A 19092-nucleotide genomic window follows, 5' to 3' on the forward strand; every position below is an offset into this window, starting at 1 on the left:
GAGAGCGAGCATATTTAATGTTGGTTTTTTCGGTACTGGCAGTTTTTATGTATTTTTTTAGAAAGCATTTCAGAAAAAAAAATAAAAATAGAAATTAAATAAATTGGAACTTCAAATAGCAGTAATATTAATTTCAATTTTACTATCGGCTTTTTTCTCAGGAATGGAAATAGCTTATGTTTCTTCAAATAAGTTTCAGGTAGAGCTACAGAAAAAAAAGGAAGGTTTTGTTTCTAAAATATTAACTAAACTTACTTCGAAATCATCAAAATTTATAACAACAATGTTAGTGGGCAATAATATTGCTTTGGTTGTTTATAGTTTTTTTATGGGTGAACTTATTACAGGATTATTACCTGTTTCTAATTTAAATGAGTTTACAATATTACTAATTCAAACAGTAGTTTCAACTTTAATAATATTAGTAACAGCAGAGTTTTTACCAAAAGCAATTTTTAGAATTTATGCAAATGAAATGTTATGGTTTTTTGCACCGTTTGCTTATTTTTTTTATATAATATTTCATTTTATTTCTGATTTTATCACAGTTATTTCTGATTTTTTATTGAAACTGTTTTTCAATACAACAAAAGATGTTAAACAAACGGAGTTTAGTAAAGAAGAACTAGGAAATTACATTACAGAACAATTAGGACATGCAAACGATAGTGAAGAGGTAGATTCTGAAATACAGATATTTCAAAATGCGTTGGAATTTGATAATGTAAAGGCAAGAGAAATTATGATTCCCAGAACCGAAATAGTTGCTGTAGATATTAATGAAAGTATAACTAACCTAAAAAAACTATTTGTTAAAACAGGTTACTCAAAAATATTGGTTTATAGAAGTTCGTTAGATGATGTTGTAGGCTATGCGCATGCATTCGAGTTGTTTAAAAGGCCTAAAAACATACGTTCAATGATACTGCCGGTAGAGTTTGTGCCGGAAAGTATGATGATAAATAATGTGCTTAATGTTTTAATAAAGAAGAAAAAAAGCATATCAGTTGTTTTAGATGAATTTGGAGGTACTTCAGGCATTATAACTGTTGAAGATATTGTTGAAGAACTTTTTGGAGAAATTATAGATGAACACGATACTGTAGAATTATTGGAAAATAAAATCAATAACAGAGAATTTGAGTTCTCCGCACGTTTGGAGGTAGATTATTTAAATGAAACGTACGATTTGAATATTGAAGAAAATGAAGCCTACGAAACCTTAGGCGGTTTTATTGTTTATTTTAATGAAGATATTCCAAAAGAAGGTGAAATAATTGAAATAAATAACTTGCAATTTGAAATGCTGAAGGTAGATTCTTCTAAAATTATGGAAGTTTATCTAAAAGTTTTAGACAAAGCAGATTGATTCATAATTTTTACTCAAAATAAGCCTTTTTTCATAATTAATATTAATTAATTCACTTTCATAATTAAATACTAAATCGTATTTTCGCACACTATAATTAAAAGAAATATTATAATGGCAATTTTATCAAAAATTAGAGATCGTTCAATGTTCTTAATCCTTATTGTAGGATTGGCGCTATTTGCATTTGTACTTGATCCTAGCTCAATTCAACAATTTTTTAGTTCAAGCAAAGTAAATGCTGTAGGAGAAGTTAATGGCGAGGAAATTGACAGAGAAGAATTTGCACGTGAAGTAGAGAATTATAGAACACAATCAGGTGGTAGAGCAACGCAAATGCAAGCTGTAAATGCTGTTTGGAATTCTATGATAAGTGAAAAAATATTTGAAAGTCAGTTGGAAAAAGCAGGTATTGTTGTTGGAGAAAAAGATATTTGGGACGCAATGGTTGCTTTGCCTGAAATTCAAAATTCACCTTTATTTAGAAATGAAGCAAATCTTTTTAATGAAGAAAAGCTAAAAGAATATATAGCGAATATGAAAGATGATGCTGAAGCAGGAAATAGTACTGCATGGCTAAATTGGTTAGAAACTGAAAAAAGAATTAAGCAAAACTTACAACGTCAGGCTTATACTTCATTAGTTTCAGCAGGTTTAGGAGTTTCTTTAGAAGAAGGGAAAAGAGATTATTTGTACAATAATACTAAAATGGACGCTCAATATGTATACATTCCTTATACATCAATACCAGATAGTTTAGTTACAATAACTAAGGGTGAAATTGAAAAATATGTAAATGAAAATCCGGCTAAATTTAAACCTGAGGCAACACGCTCTTTACAATATATTAAATTAAATATTGAGCCATCAGAAGCTGATGATGCAGAAGTTAAACAAACTGTAGAGAATTTTATTGAAGATAGAGAAGAATACAGTAACGCAGCTAAAACTACCGTTAAAATTGCAGGATTAAAAAATGCTACACACTACGAAGTTTTTTTAAATGACAATAAATCTGATTTGTCTTTTGATAATAGTTATAAATATAAAAGTCAGGTAGCTTCAATTGTAGCGGATGCTATTTTTGATGCTTCTGAAGGAGATGTTGTAGGTCCATATAAAGATAACGGGTACTATAAAATTTCTAAAGTAGTTGAAGTTATACAATTGCCGGACTCGGTTAAATCAAGCCATATATTAGTTCCTTATTCAGGATCAACCAGATCTACATCAACAAAAACTAAAGAAGAAGCCAAAAAAACAGCTGATAGTATATTTGCATTGGTAAAAAATAATAAAACTAAATTTACTGAAATAGCTGATGAAATAAATACTGATGGAACAAAAGGTAAAGGTGGTGATATAGGTTGGATTCGTAAAAATCAAGCTTTCTCTCAGTCTTTTGATAAAGATTTTGCTGAATTTATTTATAAGAACAAAACAGGAAGTATAGATGTGGTTGAAACTTCTTTTGGTTTTCATATTATTAGAATAGATGAGCAAACAAAACCTGAAAAGGCTGTTAAGTTAGCAACATTTGGACGTATAATTGAAGCTTCTGAAGAAACTGAAAATAAGATATTTGAGCAAGCAGAGACCATAGCATCTAAATTAGCAGATGGTGTTAAGTTAAAAGAAATAGCTTCTGAAAATGATTATAAAATTCAATCTGCTTTAAATTTAAAAGTTTTAGACGAAAATATTCCTGGATTAAGTAATCAACGTCATGTTGTAACTTGGGCTTTTGACAGCGAAAGAGAAATTGGTGACTCAAAACGTTTTGATGTTGATATTTTAGGAAAAAGAGCTTATGCTGTTGTTCTTTTAAGTGGTAAAACTGAAAAAGATGGTTCTGCTGTAAATTCAGAAGTAATTTCAAAAGTTAGACCTGAATTAATAAATAAGAAAAAAGCAGCATTGATTAAAGGAAAGATGAATGGAAACTCTTTAGAAGAAATTGCTAAAAATAATAATAGCACTATTAGGTCTGCTTCATCAGTTACATTAGCAAGTCCGCTACTTTCAGGTGTAGGAAACGAACCGGCTGTTGTTGGAGCAATGTCTACAATTAAATTAGATGAAATTTCTGATAAAATTGAAGGACAAAAAGGAGTATTTATGGTTAAGGTTACAAAACGTGAGACTCCTGTTGAATTAGAAAATTACGATACTTTTCGTAAAAAGATATTAGGTAATTTAAAAGGAAGGGAATACCAATTATATAAAGTATTACAAGAAACAGCCGATATTGAAGATTACAGAGCTAAATTCTTTTAAATTATATTTAAAAGTATGAAAATAAAAAAGCGAGCTTAAATGCTCGCTTTTTTATTTTATATAGTTAAGAGTTATTTTATCCATTCATTGAGATTAAAAACTCTTCATTAGAAGTTGTATATTGAATTTTATCTTTAATAAATTCCATAGCTTCAACAGGATTCATATCGGCCAAATATTTTCGTAATACCCACATTCTTTGTACTGTTTTAGCATCTAAAAGTAAATCGTCTCTACGAGTACTTGATTTAACTAAATCAATAGCAGGGTAAATTCTTCGGTTAGCAATATTTCTTTCTAATTGTAATTCCATATTACCTGTTCCCTTAAATTCTTCAAAAATAACTTCGTCCATTTTTGAACCTGTTTCGGTTAATGCCGTTGCAATAATAGATAACGAACCTCCATTTTCAATATTACGAGCAGCACCAAAGAAACGTTTTGGCTTATGTAAAGCGTTGGCATCAATACCTCCCGATAAAATTTTACCGGAAGCAGGAGCTACAGTATTGTATGCTCTAGCTAAACGCGTAATAGAATCTAATAAAATTACAACATCGTGCCCACATTCTACCAATCGTTTAGCTTTTTCTAAAACAATATTAGCTACTCTTACGTGTTTGTCGGCAGGTTCATCAAAAGTTGAAGCCACAACTTCTCCTTTAACACTACGTTGCATATCTGTAACCTCTTCAGGTCTTTCGTCAATTAATAAAATAATTTGATACACTTCAGGGTGATTTGCAGCTATTGAGTTTGCAATATCTTTAAGAAGCATTGTTTTACCTGTTTTTGGTTGAGAAACAATCATACCTCTTTGACCTTTTCCTAATGGTGAAAATAGGTCAATAATTCTAGTTGATAAAGTACTCGATCTTCCTGCTAAATTAAATTTTTCTTGAGGGAAAAGCGGAGTCAAATGTTCAAAAGAAACACGGTCTCTCACAACATTTGGGGGTAAACCATTAATTTTTGATACTCTAATTAATGGAAAATATTTTTCTCCTTCTTTAGGTGGTCTAACAATACCTTTAACAGTATCTCCGGTTTTTAAACCAAATAATTTAATTTGAGATTGAGATAAGTAAATGTCATCTGGTGATGATAAATAATTATAATCTGAAGAGCGTAAAAAACCATATCCATCAGGCATCATTTCTAAAACCCCTTCACTTTCAATTATTCCCTCAAATTCATAATCCGGATCTCTATATCTGTTTCCATTAGATCTTTGTTGTTGGTTTTTTGGGTCCTTTTGTTGCCTTGTTTGAGGCTTATTTTGTGGTCTGGGTTTATTTACCTGTTTAGGTTGAACCTGTTTTTTTTCTTGTTGATTATTTGAAGTGTCAACTTTGTTTTCTGTAGTAACAGTATTTTTTTTAGAATCTGGTATCACTGTATCAGAGTTAGTAGTTTGTTTTACGTGTTGTCTAACTTCTTTAGTAGCTTTAGGAACATTAACTTTGGTTTCTGTTACATTTTCTTTTTCAGGAAGTTTAGTAGGTATAGCCTTGTTTTCTTTGTTAGGAGACACTTTCTTTTGTATTCTTCTACGTTTAGGCTTATTTTCATTTGTTAAAGGCTCTTGTTTTGCAATTTTTGTTGGTTTAGCTGCCTGTATGTCTAAAATTAAATATATTAAATCTAATTTTTTTAACTGACTATATTTTTTTGCTCCAATTGTTTTTGCAATCTCTTGTAATTCCACAAGAGTTTTCTCCTTTAGTTGGGAAATTTCAAACATTATGTTAATTTGTAATAATTGTTAATGTATTAATATTTTCTTCTTGTTATATTAAGAATATTATTGTGAATTATAAGTGGTGATAGTTGTTTTAGTTGTAGCTACTGTATAGCTGTTTAAAAATACAGTAGTGCAAATATATAAATTTATTTTATATAAGTTATATATAAATCTTTAAAAATAAAACGTATTTTTGCACTCAATTATTATAATTATGATTCAAAGAATACAATCAATATATTTATTAATTGCTACCTTACTGTCAGCGGGATTAATATTTGTGTTTAATCTTTGGGTAGAAGAATCTGGAAACAAGTTTTATGTAATAGATTCATTTAAGTCAGAAAATATAGTTTTAATAATTACGTCTGCACTATTTTTTGTGTCTGCTTTAATTACTTTTATTGCAATTTTCAAGTATAAAAACAGACAATTACAGTTTGTGTTGGGGCGATTAGCAATTTTGATCAATTTTATTTTATTAGGATTACTCGTGTATTTTTCACAAAATTTATCTGGAGAAATTAACGTTTCTGAGAAAGGTATTGGGTTGCTCATTCCAATTTTTACAATTGTATTAGTGGTTTTAGCCAATAAAGCAATTAAAAAGGATGAAGAACTTGTAAAATCTGTTGATAGATTACGGTAAGCCTAACATCTTAGTATATTTAGTGCACAAAAACCATTTCAATTTAAATTGGAATGGTTTTTATTTTTAACGGTTTTCAGTGATGTAAAAATATCATTACATTTGGGTATAATTAAAGTTTAGAAATTAAATACTTTTGAATAGGGGGAATTTCATGAAAAAGATTAAAGTTCATATTGCAGATGACCACAAGATATTAATTGATGGTATAATTGCAGTTTTATCTTCTGAAGAAAACATTGAAGTTGTTGGATACTCTCTAACAGGTAAAGATGTTTTAAACTGGTTTGCTTCCAATGAAGCCGATATCTTAATTTTAGATATCAATATGCCGAAAGTTGATGGAATTGGAGTTCTGCAAAATTTTTTAGAGCAAGGTTTTCAACAAAAAGTAATAGTGCTTTCAAGCTATGATGAAACAAAACTAATTAAAGAAGTGTTGAAAATTGGTGCTAATGGTTTTTTGGCTAAAAAATGTGCCGGAGAAAATATTGTTGAAGCAATAAACGCAGTTTATAATGGGAAACAATATTTTAGTAAAAGTATTCAAGAAAAACTCTTGTCAACATTTACAAAACAATTAACGAAAAGTGATTTACCCTCACAAGATGGTTCATTTTTTAGCTCATTAACCCCTCGAGAAATAGAAGTTCTTCGTTTAATAGCAAAGCAATACAATTCTAAAGAAATAAGTAAATTACTTCATATTAGTGTAAATACAGTTGAAACACATAGAAAAAATTTAATTAGTAAGTTAAATGTAAAAAATGTGGTAGGATTGGCTATTTATGCAGTTAAAAATAATATTGTTTAATTTATTAATTAAGCGTTTAGCATGAAATTATTTAAAAACATTACACTACTAATTTCGTTCGTATTTTTTAGTATAAGTTCTTTCGCATATAGTTATGATTTAGATTATTTAATTGAAAATAAATTATTTAGCACGGATGATGTTAGATTAAAAGAAATTAAAAAATTACTGGAAAGTGGAAATACAGAGGATGCTTTAAATAATTTGTATGCTTTTATTAATGAAGCTGAAAAAAAACATGATACGTTGCTGATAATTGAAAGTAATAAACTTTTAGCTGATATTTTAAGAGAAAACGGCGATTATTTAAAATCGAACAGATATTTCGATAAATTGTTACCATTGGTAAAAGAAGATTACAAAAATTTGCAAGATATTTTTTTTAAAAAAGGAGGTAATTTTCAATTAGAAGGAGAGGTTGACAGTGCAATGATAAATTATGAAAAAGCATTATTAAACAGTGAAAAAATTTCTAATGATGAAGATTCAAAAGCTAAAATTCATGCTAATTTATCAGGAATTTATTACTTAAAAGAAATGTACGATAAAGCTATTGAGCATTCAAAAATAGCGGCAAGTTACCAAGAAGCTTTAGGTAATAAAGAAATTGAAGCAGGAATACTTAATAATTTAGGAGGTATTTATTACATGCAAGGTAAATACAAAGAAGCTTTAAATTCTTTTCAAAAAGCTTTAGATATTGTTGGATATGGACAAGATGAACTTCAAAAAAAAACGAGATGTACTGCATTTATTAATATGGCTTACGCTTATAGTGGATTAAATGATTTTGAGAAAGCTTTTGAATTTCAAGACAGGTATTTTTCTTTGAACGATTCTTTACAACAAGAATTAAAATATAAAGAAATAGCCGAAATAGAATCTAAATACAATGTTGCAACTAAAGAAAAAGAAGCAGAAATTGAAAAATCAAAACGTTTAAAAGCAGAGTATTTATCAATTGGTTTAGGTTTAGTTACCGGTATTTCACTTTTAGGATTGTATATTCTTTACAAACTTTACAGGTTAAGTAAAAAGAATTATAAATTACAAATAAATCAAAAACAATTAATTCATCAAAGTAAAATAGAAAAGATCAAAAGCGAATCACAATCTAAAATATTGGTAGCAACATTAGATGGAGGTATTGAAGAACGAAAAAAAATTGCAACAGTTTTACACGATAATGTTAGTGCCTTACTTTCGGCCGCAAATTTGCATTTATATGCCAGTAAAAAACAGTTAAAAGGTGATGCGCCTATTGAAATAGAAAAATCTCAAAAAATTATTGAAGAAGCATCAGAAAAAATAAGAGATCTTTCTCATAAATTAATTTCGTCTGTTTTATTAAAATTTGGTTTGGCTACTGCGGTTCAAGATTTGTGCGAAAAATCATCCAACTCGGAAATTCAGCTACATTGTAAATCAAAAAATATAGAACGATTTGATCAAAATTTTGAAATTAAAATATTCAATATTATTACTGAATTGGTAAATAATATACTAAAACATAGTAAAGCTAAAAACGGTACAATTAAATTGGAGCAGTTAAATGGGCAATTGCAAGTTATTGTATTTGATGATGGTATTGGTTTTGATACTGCTATTTTAGATGAAAAAAACGGAATTGGGTTAAGCCATGTTGAAGCCAGAGTAAAGGCATTAAAAGGATTATTTGAAATTAAATCTGCCAATACAGGAACACGAATTTTTATTTCGGTTCCAATTCAGTATTAACGTTTTTCTAATTCAATAATTTCTAAGTTACTTATAGCTCCTTTATCTATTTCAAAACGCAACATGGTTCTTACATTGTGAAAACCTTGTTTGCCTGCTGCGCCAGGATTCATATGAAGTATGTTTAATTTTTTGTCAAAAATAACTTTTAATATATGTGAATGACCACATATAAATAATTTGGGTGGATTTTTAGCTAACTCTTCTCTAACTCTAAAATCATATTTATTTGGATAACCGCCTATGTGAGTAATCCAAACAGAAACATCTTCAATAATAAATTTAGTATCTAAAGGGTATTCAGCTCTAATTAATTTACCATCAATATTTCCATAAACGGCTCGTAAAGGTTTTAAATTTGCTATGGTATCAGCAACTTCAATAGTACCAATATCTCCGGCATGCCATACTTCATCAGCTTGTTTTATAAATTTTAAAATCTGGTCATCAATGTATCCATGAGTATCAGAAAGCAATACTATTTTTTTCATAAATCCCTAAAATCCTTAACTCACAAATATGCTGTATATTTGCGCCAATACAAAAATAGTATTTCAATTGAGATATTTTATCGAATTAGCATATAAAGGAACAAACTATCATGGTTGGCAAGTGCAACCTAATGCAACTACTGTTCAAGAATTAATAAATAAAGCTCTTTCTACAATATTTAGAACACCAATTGAGGTAGTTGGTGCTGGTAGAACTGATGCCGGAGTACATGCCGAACAGCTTTTTGCACACGTTGATGTTGAAAATGAATTTAAAATTTCTGAAGTACTTTATAAAGTAAATGCACTTTTACCAAATGATATTTGTATTTACAATATTACTGAAGTAAATGAAAATGCACATGCCAGATTTGATGCGTTAAGTAGAAGTTACGAATATCGAATATATATAGGCAGAAATCCGTTTTTAACTGAAACTACATGGCAGTTAATTAATAAAAAGTTAAATATTACTAAAATGAACGAAGCTGCAAAAATTTTGCTAACTTACACCAACTTTAAGTGTTTTTCTCGTTCTAATTCTGATGTGAAAACGTATGACTGTGATGTAATTAAAGCTGAATGGATTTTAAATGATAAATTACTTGTGTTTCATATTACTGCTGACAGATTTTTAAGAAATATGGTTAGAGCAATAGTTGGAACATTATTAGATATTGGAACAGAAAAAATAAGTATAGAACAGTTTAAGCAAATAATTAAAAGTAAAGATAGAAGTATGGCCGGACCTTCTGCACCGGCACAAGGGTTGTTTTTAACCCAAGTAACCTATCCAAAAACAATTTTTATACATGAGTAAAAAAGTTACAGGAAAAGCTTTTGATGCCAAAATATTTATGCGTCTTATGACGTTTGCACAAAAATACCGTTGGCAATTTATAATTGGAACCTTGTCTGCAATTTTACTATCGTTGGTTTCTGTAGTAAAACCTATTTTATTAGATGAAATAGTTAATTTATATTTTAAAAATAAAGATAAAGAAGGAATCTTATATTTTTCTTTATTAATGTTATTGTTTTTATTACTTGAAGTCTTTTTACAGTTCATTTTTATATACAAGGTAAATTGGTTGGGGCAGCATATTATAAAAGATATTAGAGTAAAATTGCAAAAGCATATGTTGCAGTTTAAAATGGCTTATTTTGATAACTCTTCAGTAGGAAAATTGGTAACCCGATTAGTTTCTGACACGGAAACTATAGCTGATTTTTTTGGACAAGGGTTATTTATGATAATAAGTGATTTGTTAAAAATGATAGTTGTAGCTGCTGTTATGCTTTGGATGAATTGGAAATTGGCACTAATTGCATTTATAATACTTCCAATATTAATTTATGCAACCAAAATATTTCAAATAGCAATAAAATCAACCTTTCAAGAAGTTAGAATACAGGTAGCTAATTTAAATGGTTTTGTTCAGGAACGAGTTACCGGTATGAAAATAGTACAACTGTTTAACCGAGAAAAGATAGAGTATGATAACTTTGTTGAAATAAATAATAAGCATAAAAAAGCTCATGTAAAAACGGTATGGTATTATTCAATTTTCTTTCCAATTGCAGAAATTTTATCGTCAATTGCTATTGGTTTAATTGTATGGTATGGCGGTTTAGATATTGTTAATTCCGGAAATACAAATGCAGGTGAAATTATTGCATTTATTATGATGTCTCAAATGTTGTTTAGACCTTTACGTCAAATAGCCGATAAGTTTAATACCTTGCAAATGGGTATGGTTGCCGGTGATAGAATTTTTGAAATATTAGACACTCAAAGTCAAATTACCAAAACAGGTAATGTTGAAGCTACTCACTTTAGAGGAGATATGGCTTTTAAAAATGTATACTTTAGTTATGTTAAAGGAGAAGAAGTTATAAAAGGAATTTCTTTTAATGTTAAAGCCGGTGAAACTGTTGCAATTGTTGGAGCTACAGGTGCAGGAAAATCTACTATAATAAATTTGGTAAATCGTTTTTATGAAATTGATAAGGGAGAAATATGTATTGATGGTCATAATATTGAGCAATACACTTTACAGACACTAAGAAATCAAATTGCAGTAGTTTTACAAGATGTTTTTTTATTTTCAGACACTATTTACAACAATATTGTATTAAGTAATAATGAAATTACTTTAGATGAAGTTAAAAAAGCTGCAAAAGAAATAGGAATACATAAATTTATTATGAGTTTGCCTGATGATTATAATTACAATGTAAAAGAACGTGGTATAATGCTTTCGGCAGGGCAACGTCAATTAATAGCGTTTTTAAGGGCATATGTTAGCAATCCAAGTGTTTTAATTTTAGACGAAGCTACATCATCAATAGATTCGTATTCAGAAAAATTAATACAAGAAGCAACCGATAAAATTACAAAACATCAAACTTCAATAATAATAGCACACAGGTTAACAACAGTAAAAAAAGCAGATAGAATTATTGTAATGGATAAAGGTAGAATTGTTGAGCAAGGTTCACATTTAGAACTTTTAAATAGAGATGGATACTATAAAAATTTATACGATATGCAGTTTGCAAATGAAGTTGCTTAATTCAAATCGTACCTAATAGTTTCAATTAATTCATTTGTATTTTTAAACAACACAAATTCACCATCCTTTATATACGATATTTTTCCGGTTTCTTCAGATACAACTATACAAAGTGCATCCGTTTTTTCGGTAATTCCAATAGCTGCTCTGTGTCGTAAACCAAATCTGGAAGGCAATGCTTCTTTAGAAAGGGGTAAAATTATTCTGGTTGCAACTATAATATTCTCTTTTATAATAATAGCACCATCATGTAAAGGGCTGTTTTTAAAAAAAATGCTTTCTAAAATTGGTTTGTTAACTTCAATATTCATTTTGTCGCCTGTAATAGATTTTACAAAATCTAAATTGTGCGTTCTTTCCAATACAATTAAAGCTCCGGTTTTGGAAGCAGACATACTTTCGCATGCTGCAATTATCGATTCAACATCCATTGTTGTATGAATCTCGGTTTTTAAAAATTTAATTTGCTTTAAAAAATTACGTTTATTGGTAAAATTAGTAGAACCAATCATTAATAAAAACTTACGTACTTCAGGTTGAAAAACTATTAAAATAGCTATGGCACCAACACTTATTAACGTGCCTAATAAACCGCTTAACATTTCCATTTGTAAAGCCTGAGTTATTTTCCAAATAAGCACAACTAATGCAATTCCAATAAAAATATTTATGGCAACAGTTCCTTTAAGTAATTTGTAAACATAGTATAATAGAAGTGCAACTAAAACTATATCTAATATATCGAGAAAAGAAATGTTTAAAAAATCTAACATTGGGTTTGTTTTTTGTAAAAATAACAAAAAGATTGTATACTATTTAAGTTATTCACAGCCACAATCCGGAACTTTATTTTTGTCGAATATAAATTCAATATTATTTGTAGCAATACTATTGTTACTTATACTGTTTATGAGTGTTTTATAATACAGATAATCTTGGTATAAAATATTTTGGTTAAAGTTTAGATGAAGCATCGTTTTATTATTTTCAGAAGAAAAATCAATGAACTCTAATAAGGTTTCCTTAAACTCATTTTTTTCAATTTTAGCATCATCAATCCAAACAGAATTTGGATTAAAAGTTAAACTTATATTATTGTAACTTAAAAAAGTATCACTGTTTTTTTTGATATAATTTTTTGAGATAATACTGTCTTGCATGTATTCAACTTCATCAAATTCTAAAAAGGAGAGTTTTTTTGAAATAGTATCAGAATAACTAAAATAATTATGCATTCCTTCTTCAGAATGTAAAGAATTGGAGTGTTTGTATTTTAATTTTTTTATTGAAGGAATGATTGTTTTTAAAGGTAATCTTTTGTCTATGTTAAAAAGCCAATGTGTTGTACTAATGGTATTTTTTCTGTTAATATTAGCCAATGTGTCATTTTCTTCAACTTCAAAAAACATCCAAACTTGTGAATGATTATATATTTCTTGGATTCCTTTTTCAGAAAGCGTAGGAATTTTAACTTCCTTTTTTGCACAGCTGAAAAATAAAATAGAGATTAAAAGTATAAGTAACCTTTTCATTTTAATTATTTAATAATTCAACAATTTTTATGGCTTCAGCGGCTTCTTTAACATCATGTACCCTTAAAATATTTGCTCCGTTTAGCAACGCAATGGTATTTGCTGAGGTTGTTGCATTTAAAGCCAGTTCAGGTGAAATCTTTAAAGGTTTGTAAAGCATCGATTTTCTAGATAAACCTACAAGTGTTGGACAATCTAAATTTTTGAATAATTCCAAATGTTTTAATAATGTGTAATTATGTTCAATGGTTTTTCCAAAACCAAAACCTACATCTGTAATAATATCATTAGCACCAAGTTTACGCAATTCAGCAATTTTTTTTGAAAAATAAAATAGAACATCAGTTACAATGTTTGTGTAATTTGGATTGGCTTGCATATTTTGAGGCGTACCTTGCATGTGCATTATTATATAGGGTGCTTGCATTTTAGCAATAATGTTAAACATATTTTCATCCATATCACCGGCAGAGATGTCGTTTATAATACAAGCACCTTTATCAATACATCTTTCTGCAACATTGCTTCTAAATGTATCTATTGAAATAACGATTTTAGGAAATGTGTCGGTCAATAATTTAATAACAGGTAAAATACGTTCAAGTTCTTCTTCTTCGGAAATATGTTTTGCTCCAGGACGTGAAGAGTACGCTCCAACATCAATAAAAGTAGCTCCATCATTCAGCATTTTTTCAACACAGCTTAAAATGGTTTCGGAATTATTGTATTTTCCACCATCAAAAAAAGAATCGGGTGTTATGTTTAAAATTCCCATTACTTTGGGAGAAGTTAAGTCTATTAATTTTCCGTTACAATTTATACTACTCATTTTAACTAACAACTTTATTAATTACTTTACTCATATCCGGAGCTTTGTATGTGTACATTTTGGTAATTAAATCTTCAACAGAATTGCTAACTATTAACATTTCTTTATTAGATTGTTTTAAATAACCTTCAGTTACCATTACATCAAGCTGTTTAATTAAATGGTCGAAAAAGCCATTGGTATTTAAAATACCAACGGGTTTTTGTTCAATACCAAGCTGACCTAGTGTAAGTGCTTCAAAAATTTCATCTAATGTTCCAAAACCTCCGGGTAAAGCAATATAGCCATCAACCAATTTGCTTATCTTTATTTTACGTTCACTCATGGTTTTAGTAACAAACATTTGTGTAATTCCATTATGGGCAACTTCTTCATGCCTTAATAAACCCGGGATAACGCCAATCACTTCACCTTTGTTTTCAATAATTGTATCGGCTAAAACACCCATCATTCCAATTTTGCCACCACCGTAAACTAAGCCAATAGTATTTTTGGCAAAATAATTTCCTAACTTTATTGCATCATTTTTATAAATTTCTTTAAAGCCTAAACTTGAACCACAAAAAACCGCAATCTTTTTCATTATTTAAATAATTGATTTTTATTTCATTAAATTTGTCCGAAATTTACGGAAATAATTAAAGTTACATGCAACAAACTTCAAAACAATACGACGAGGTTATTGAAAAGTGTCGTTCATTATACATCAACAAGTTAAAAGATTACGGTAGTGCTTGGAGAATTTTAAGGTTACCATCATTAACAGATCAAATTTTTATCAAAGCACAGCGTATTCGTCAGCTTCAACAAAATTCTACCAGAAAAGTTGATGAAGGTGAAGTTTCTGAATTTATTGGTATTATTAATTATTCTGTAATGGCTTTGATACAATTGGAAAAAGGAATTGTTGAGCAGCCGGATTTAACTATTGATGAGGCCGTAGAATTGTATGATAAGCATGTAACAATTACCAAGCAATTGATGGAGGATAAAAATCATGATTATGGTGAGGCTTGGAGAGATATGCGCGTGAGTTCACTTACCGATTTAATTTTGCAAAAATTGTTAAGAGTAAAACAAATTGAAGATAATAAAGGAAAAACACTAGTATCTGAAGGAATAGATGCAAATTATCAAGATATGATAAATTATGCGGTTTTTGCTTTAATTCATATTCATCAAAAATAGAAAAAATGAAATTTTTAGTTCAATTAGCTCGTTTAATAGTTGCGTTAACATTTATTTTCTCAGGTTTTGTAAAATTGGTAGATCCGTTAGGCTCTGCATATAAATTTGAAGAATACTTTGGAGCTGATGTTCTTAATTTAGAGTTTTTAATTCCGTATGTAATACCATTTGCAATAGTTTTAATATTGGTAGAAATAATGCTTGGGGTAATGTTGCTTGTTGGTTATTTACCAAAATTAACGGTTTGGAGTTTATTGGGTATTATGTTGGTATTTTTATTTCTAACATGGTATTCAGCTTATTATAATAAAGTGTCGGATTGTGGATGTTTTGGAGATGCGGTAAAATTATCACAATGGGGAACGTTTTATAAAAATGTAGTATTAATAGTTATTGTACTGTTGTTGGTTTTTCGAGTTAAAGATATTAAGCCTTTATTTAATGTCAATTTTTCAAAATGGGTAACTTTTTTATCGTTCTTTGTTTTTTTATATCTGACATATCATGTGTTGGTACATTTGCCAATTATAGATTTCAGACCCTATGCAGTTGGTAAAAATATACCTGAAGGAATGGAGTATAAAGGAACTGAAGAGCCTCCAATTCACGATTTTTATTTGGAATCAAATGAAGGTGAAGATGTAACCGATAAAGTTTTAGCGGGTGAAAATGTACTGTTAATTATAGCAAATACTTTGAGTAAAAGTGATGAAAATGGATTTTCTGATATTAAAAATCTGACTGATAAAGCTTTAGATAAAGGGTGTCATGTTTATCTGTTGTCATCATCTTCAAATGAAGAGTTTATTGCTTTAAAGAACAAATATAATTTTAATTTTGAAATGTTGTTTGGAGATGAAACTACATTGAAAACAATTATAAGAGCAAATCCGGGTATAGTTAAACTAAATAAAGGTACTGTAACCGGTAAATGGAGTTGGGTTGATGCAGAGGATGTAAAATTATAAGATATGAAATATTCTTTTTTAGTTTTTGTTGGTGGAGGTTTGGGTAGTGTTGCAAGATATTTACTGGGAAAATGGTTAAATAATATTGAGAGTGCTATACCGTATGGTACAATGCTTTCAAATATTTTAGGCAGTTTTTTAATTGGATTGATTTTAGGGTACTTAGCAAAAACATCTAACGTGTCTGATAGTCAATCATTATTGTTGGCAACAGGATTTTGTGGTGGATTTACTACTTTTTCAACATTTGCTTATGAGAACCATCTATTTTTAAAGAACGGAGACTTTTTGAGTTTTATTCCATACACACTTGGTTCACTTATTTTAGCTTTTTTAGCGGTTTTTTTAGGTTTATACTTCTCAAAACTCATATAAATCTATGTTTTTTTCTTAAAATTAAAGTAAGATTTTATTTTTTTTATCATTTTTTTAACAAAAAAATCAATTTTATTTTCTATACCCATAAAATTACGGGGCTATAATTAAAAAAATATAAAAATTAATAGTTGACCCCTAAAAAATTAGGGGTTGAAAATATATATACATACTTTTGATACGAAATCAATTATAAAAAACCACTTTATTATGAAAAAAATTGAAGCAATTATTCGAAAATCTAAATTTGGTGAAGTTAAAGAAGCTTTACATCAAATTGAGGTCAATTTTTTTAGTTACTGGGATGTAACCGGAGTTGGCAATGAAAAAGAAGGACATGTTTATAGGGGAATAACTTATAGTACCTCAGATATTCAGAGAAGATTTTTGTCAATTGTTGTTTCCGATCCATTCCTTGAAAGGACTGTAGAAGCAATTCTTAAAACGGCTTACACAGGCCAAGTAGGAGATGGTAAAATTTTTGTTTCTGATATAGAGGAAGCGTACAGAATTAGAACCAAAGAGAAAGGGTCAGATTCTCTTAAATAATCAAAATTTACAACTAATCAATAAACTTTAAAAAAATATAATATTATGGATGCTAACGCTGTATTAGACTTAATGTGGATTTTAGTCGCGGGAATTTTGGTGTTTTTTATGCAAGCTGGATTTACTCTTGTTGAAGTAGGATTTACCAGATCAAAAAATGCCGGGAATATAGTAATGAAAAATTTTATGGATTTATGCATTGGTAGTCTGGGTTTTTGGGCTTTAGGTTATACCGTTATGTATGGAGAATCAATAGGATCTTTTATAGGTAAACCGAATTTGTTTTATGACAATGCTGAAGATATGCACAATTTATTCTTCCAAACTGTTTTTGCTGCTACTGCTGCAACTATTGTATCAGGTGCTGTAGCCGGAAGAACTAAATTTTCCACCTACATTATTTTTTCATTTATAATGACGGTTATAATTTATCCAATATCAGGGCACTGGGTATGGCAAGGAGATGGTTGGTTAACTCAACTTGGATTTATTGACTTTGCCGGTTCAACTGTAGTTCACTCGGTAGGTGGATGGGCTGCTTTAGTAGGAGCTATTGTAGTTGGTCCTAGAATAGGAAAATATACTGATGGAAAATCAAATGCAATTCTTGGTCATAATTTAATATTTGGCGCTTTAGGTGTGTTTATTTTATGGTTAGGTTGGTTTGGATTTAATGGAGGTTCTGAGTTAGCTATTTCAGGAGATAGCGCAAATAATGTTTCACGAATTATCATTACAACAAACTTAGCAGCAGCAGCGGCAGCTTTAACCGCTATGATTGTTACTTGGTTATATTATGGAAGACCTGATATTTCAATGACACTTAATGGTGCATTAGCAGGTTTAGTTGCTATTACTGCAGGATGTGCTGCGGTTAGCCCAATGGGAGCTTTTATTATTGGAATAATAGCGGGTGTTGTAGTTGTTTTCTCAATTGATTTTATTGATAAAAAACTTAAAGTTGATGATCCTGTAGGTGCAATTTCTGTACATGGTGTAAACGGTGCTTTAGGTACTTTATTAGTAGGTGTTTTTGCAACAGATGGTGGACTTCTTTATGGAGGAGGCTTTACGCAATTGGGTGTTCAGGCAATTGGAGTTGTTTCAATAGGAGTTTGGGCAGTAGTAACGTCATTTATTGTATTTTATGTTTTAAAGAAAACAATAGGTGTAAGAGTTCCTAAAGAAGAAGAAATAGATGGTTTAGATATTCATGAACACAAAACCAATGTGTACAACGACTAAACAATACAATTAATTAACTAACCAAAGATTTTTACCATGAAAACAATTACAAAAATAATAGTAGTTTTAGTTGCCATACTTTCATTTTCAAACATGAATGCTCAGGATGAAACTCCTAAAGCTACCTTCGATATAGGTGTTGATTTTGCAAGTAGATATGTGTGGAGAGGTCTTGAATTTTCAGATTCTCCTGTATTACAGCCTTATGCTGAATTTGCAACCGGAAATTTCACATTAGGAATTTGGGCTTCTTATGAAACTGGTGGTCAGGTTGTTGGACAAGAGTTCGATTTTTATGCTGGGTATTCTTTTGGAGCAGTATCTTTAGGATTTACAGATTATTCATTTCCTGTAGATGGTTTTTCAGATGGTTATTTTCAAATGAAAAATCATATAGGTGAAGCAACAATTAGCTTTGGTGGAGTTGAAACATTTCCTTTAACTGCAATGTGTGGTGTAAATGTGTATAATGATGATGAAAATTCAATATATGCAGAACTAGGTTATCCTTTTTCAATAGGAGGTACACAATTAAGTGCTTTTGTTGGTGCAGGTAATGAAATGTATACTACAGATACTGATTTTACAGTAACAAATTTTGGTATTTCAGCTTCAAAAGATATTAACCCAAGTTGCAGCCAATAAGTTAAAATACTGTTAAATTGAGTCAAAGAAAATCCATAAAAACGCGGACTTCATGCTATTAATCTTGAATATTCCAATAAAATAAGGGGTTGCGTTTTGGAATT

At 29.5% G+C, this 19092-nt stretch carries 19 protein-coding genes; 13 read left to right on the plus strand and 6 right to left on the minus strand.

Annotated elements, in window-relative coordinates:
* The first annotated feature begins 103 nt into the window (after positions 1 to 103).
* Both HGB55_RS12130 and HGB55_RS12135 read left to right on the plus strand, forming a co-directional pair.
* Positions 104 to 1369, plus strand: a complete 1266-nt coding sequence (locus tag HGB55_RS12130; RefSeq protein WP_168817164.1) for a hemolysin family protein — start codon at positions 104 to 106, stop codon at positions 1367 to 1369.
* Positions 1370 to 1483: 114 nt separating this feature from the next.
* The gene (locus HGB55_RS12135) at positions 1484 to 3646 is read left to right on the plus strand and encodes a peptidylprolyl isomerase (RefSeq protein WP_168817165.1); all 2163 of its coding nucleotides are present in this window, start codon (positions 1484 to 1486) and stop codon (positions 3644 to 3646) included.
* 76 nt (positions 3647 to 3722) lie between these two features.
* Here HGB55_RS12135 and rho read toward each other — a convergent pair whose 3' ends face one another.
* Positions 3723 to 5390, minus strand: coding sequence for a transcription termination factor Rho (gene rho, locus HGB55_RS12140; RefSeq protein ID WP_168817166.1), 1668 nt, complete (start codon positions 5388 to 5390; stop codon positions 3723 to 3725).
* A gap of 214 nt (positions 5391 to 5604) precedes the next feature.
* On the opposite strand from rho, the gene HGB55_RS12145 reads away from it, so the two are divergent.
* The 3 genes from HGB55_RS12145 to HGB55_RS12155 all read left to right on the plus strand — a co-directional run bounded on the left by HGB55_RS12145 (position 5605) and on the right by HGB55_RS12155 (position 8590).
* A complete protein-coding gene (locus tag HGB55_RS12145) occupies positions 5605 to 6039 on the plus strand; it encodes a DUF4293 domain-containing protein (RefSeq protein WP_168817167.1) in 435 nt (144 codons plus the stop codon).
* Between the two features lie 154 nt (positions 6040 to 6193).
* Positions 6194 to 6853: a response regulator transcription factor gene (locus HGB55_RS12150; RefSeq protein ID WP_168817168.1), complete on the plus strand. Its 660-nt coding sequence runs from the start codon at positions 6194 to 6196 to the stop codon at positions 6851 to 6853.
* Positions 6854 to 6874: 21 nt separating this feature from the next.
* Positions 6875 to 8590: a tetratricopeptide repeat protein gene (locus HGB55_RS12155; RefSeq protein ID WP_168817169.1), complete on the plus strand. Its 1716-nt coding sequence runs from the start codon at positions 6875 to 6877 to the stop codon at positions 8588 to 8590.
* On the opposite strand, the gene HGB55_RS12160 is transcribed toward HGB55_RS12155, so the two are convergent.
* On the minus strand, positions 8587 to 9081 hold the full coding sequence (locus HGB55_RS12160) for a metallophosphoesterase (RefSeq protein ID WP_168817170.1): 495 nt from the start codon (positions 9079 to 9081) through the stop codon (positions 8587 to 8589). The two genes, HGB55_RS12155 and HGB55_RS12160, sit on opposite strands and share 4 nt — an antisense overlap.
* 67 nt (positions 9082 to 9148) lie before the next feature.
* On the opposite strand from HGB55_RS12160, the gene truA reads away from it, so the two are divergent.
* Positions 9149 to 9901 carry a tRNA pseudouridine(38-40) synthase TruA gene (gene truA, locus HGB55_RS12165; protein ID WP_168817171.1) on the plus strand — a complete coding sequence of 251 codons (753 nt, stop codon included), beginning with the start codon at positions 9149 to 9151 and terminating at the stop codon, positions 9899 to 9901.
* Positions 9894 to 11657, plus strand: a complete 1764-nt coding sequence (locus HGB55_RS12170) for an ABC transporter ATP-binding protein (RefSeq protein ID WP_168817172.1) — start codon at positions 9894 to 9896, stop codon at positions 11655 to 11657. Before truA ends, HGB55_RS12170 begins: the two co-directional genes overlap by 8 nt.
* Here HGB55_RS12170 and cdaA read toward each other — a convergent pair.
* From cdaA to HGB55_RS12190, 4 genes are read right to left on the minus strand one after another with little or no spacing between them, the layout of a single operon-like run.
* Positions 11654 to 12430, minus strand: a complete 777-nt coding sequence (cdaA, locus tag HGB55_RS12175; protein ID WP_168817173.1) for a diadenylate cyclase CdaA — start codon at positions 12428 to 12430, stop codon at positions 11654 to 11656. The genes HGB55_RS12170 and cdaA overlap by 4 nt on opposite strands.
* A 48-nt stretch (positions 12431 to 12478) precedes the next feature.
* Positions 12479 to 13189, minus strand: a complete 711-nt coding sequence (locus HGB55_RS12180) for a hypothetical protein (protein ID WP_168817174.1) — start codon at positions 13187 to 13189, stop codon at positions 12479 to 12481.
* A 1-nt stretch (position 13190) separates the two neighbouring features.
* Positions 13191 to 14018 (minus strand): dihydropteroate synthase, encoded by an 828-nt coding sequence (folP, locus tag HGB55_RS12185; RefSeq protein WP_247649217.1) that lies wholly within the window; start codon positions 14016 to 14018, stop codon positions 13191 to 13193.
* Position 14019: 1 nt separating this feature from the next.
* A complete protein-coding gene (locus tag HGB55_RS12190) occupies positions 14020 to 14601 on the minus strand; it encodes a TIGR00730 family Rossman fold protein (protein WP_168817175.1) in 582 nt (193 codons plus the stop codon).
* A 65-nt stretch (positions 14602 to 14666) separates the two neighbouring features.
* On the opposite strand from HGB55_RS12190, the gene HGB55_RS12195 reads away from it, so the two are divergent.
* The 6 genes from HGB55_RS12195 (at position 14667) to HGB55_RS12220 (ending at position 18988) form a co-directional block, all read left to right on the plus strand.
* Positions 14667 to 15206 carry a DUF1599 domain-containing protein gene (locus HGB55_RS12195; RefSeq protein WP_168817176.1) on the plus strand — a complete coding sequence of 180 codons (540 nt, stop codon included), beginning with the start codon at positions 14667 to 14669 and terminating at the stop codon, positions 15204 to 15206.
* Positions 15207 to 15211: 5 nt separating this feature from the next.
* Positions 15212 to 16174 (plus strand): BT_3928 family protein, encoded by a 963-nt coding sequence (locus HGB55_RS12200; protein WP_168817177.1) that lies wholly within the window; start codon positions 15212 to 15214, stop codon positions 16172 to 16174.
* A gap of 3 nt (positions 16175 to 16177) precedes the next feature.
* Positions 16178 to 16549 carry a fluoride efflux transporter CrcB gene (crcB, locus tag HGB55_RS12205; protein ID WP_168817178.1) on the plus strand — a complete coding sequence of 124 codons (372 nt, stop codon included), beginning with the start codon at positions 16178 to 16180 and terminating at the stop codon, positions 16547 to 16549.
* A 210-nt stretch (positions 16550 to 16759) separates the two neighbouring features.
* Positions 16760 to 17098, plus strand: a complete 339-nt coding sequence (locus HGB55_RS12210; protein WP_168817179.1) for a P-II family nitrogen regulator — start codon at positions 16760 to 16762, stop codon at positions 17096 to 17098.
* Positions 17099 to 17143: 45 nt separating this feature from the next.
* Positions 17144 to 18343 (plus strand): ammonium transporter, encoded by a 1200-nt coding sequence (locus HGB55_RS12215; protein ID WP_168817180.1) that lies wholly within the window; start codon positions 17144 to 17146, stop codon positions 18341 to 18343.
* 36 nt (positions 18344 to 18379) lie between these two features.
* Positions 18380 to 18988 (plus strand): hypothetical protein, encoded by a 609-nt coding sequence (locus HGB55_RS12220; protein ID WP_168817181.1) that lies wholly within the window; start codon positions 18380 to 18382, stop codon positions 18986 to 18988.
* The last annotated feature ends 104 nt before the right edge of the window (positions 18989 to 19092 follow it).

Source organism: Lutibacter sp. B1, assembly GCF_012524075.1.
Taxonomy (GTDB): domain Bacteria; phylum Bacteroidota; class Bacteroidia; order Flavobacteriales; family Flavobacteriaceae; genus Lutibacter.

Excerpts from the sequence above, each read along its gene's own strand:
- rho (WP_168817166.1), bottom strand. The coding sequence starts at position 5,390 with ATGTTTGAAATTTCCCAACTAAAGGAGAAAACTCTTGTGGAATTACAA.
- HGB55_RS12150 (WP_168817168.1), top strand. The coding sequence starts at position 6,194 with ATGAAAAAGATTAAAGTTCATATTGCAGATGACCACAAGATATTAATT.
- HGB55_RS12215 (WP_168817180.1), top strand. The coding sequence starts at position 17,144 with ATGGATGCTAACGCTGTATTAGACTTAATGTGGATTTTAGTCGCGGGA.
- HGB55_RS12200 (WP_168817177.1), top strand. The coding sequence starts at position 15,212 with ATGAAATTTTTAGTTCAATTAGCTCGTTTAATAGTTGCGTTAACATTT.
- HGB55_RS12145 (WP_168817167.1), top strand. The coding sequence starts at position 5,605 with ATGATTCAAAGAATACAATCAATATATTTATTAATTGCTACCTTACTG.
- folP (WP_247649217.1), bottom strand. The coding sequence starts at position 14,018 with ATGAGTAGTATAAATTGTAACGGAAAATTAATAGACTTAACTTCTCCC.
- HGB55_RS12220 (WP_168817181.1), top strand. The coding sequence starts at position 18,380 with ATGAAAACAATTACAAAAATAATAGTAGTTTTAGTTGCCATACTTTCA.
- crcB (WP_168817178.1), top strand. The coding sequence starts at position 16,178 with ATGAAATATTCTTTTTTAGTTTTTGTTGGTGGAGGTTTGGGTAGTGTT.
- HGB55_RS12210 (WP_168817179.1), top strand. The coding sequence starts at position 16,760 with ATGAAAAAAATTGAAGCAATTATTCGAAAATCTAAATTTGGTGAAGTT.
- HGB55_RS12190 (WP_168817175.1), bottom strand. The coding sequence starts at position 14,601 with ATGAAAAAGATTGCGGTTTTTTGTGGTTCAAGTTTAGGCTTTAAAGAA.
- HGB55_RS12160 (WP_168817170.1), bottom strand. The coding sequence starts at position 9,081 with ATGAAAAAAATAGTATTGCTTTCTGATACTCATGGATACATTGATGAC.
- HGB55_RS12135 (WP_168817165.1), top strand. The coding sequence starts at position 1,484 with ATGGCAATTTTATCAAAAATTAGAGATCGTTCAATGTTCTTAATCCTT.
- HGB55_RS12155 (WP_168817169.1), top strand. The coding sequence starts at position 6,875 with ATGAAATTATTTAAAAACATTACACTACTAATTTCGTTCGTATTTTTT.
- HGB55_RS12180 (WP_168817174.1), bottom strand. The coding sequence starts at position 13,189 with ATGAAAAGGTTACTTATACTTTTAATCTCTATTTTATTTTTCAGCTGT.
- HGB55_RS12195 (WP_168817176.1), top strand. The coding sequence starts at position 14,667 with ATGCAACAAACTTCAAAACAATACGACGAGGTTATTGAAAAGTGTCGT.
- cdaA (WP_168817173.1), bottom strand. The coding sequence starts at position 12,430 with ATGTTAGATTTTTTAAACATTTCTTTTCTCGATATATTAGATATAGTT.
- HGB55_RS12170 (WP_168817172.1), top strand. The coding sequence starts at position 9,894 with ATGAGTAAAAAAGTTACAGGAAAAGCTTTTGATGCCAAAATATTTATG.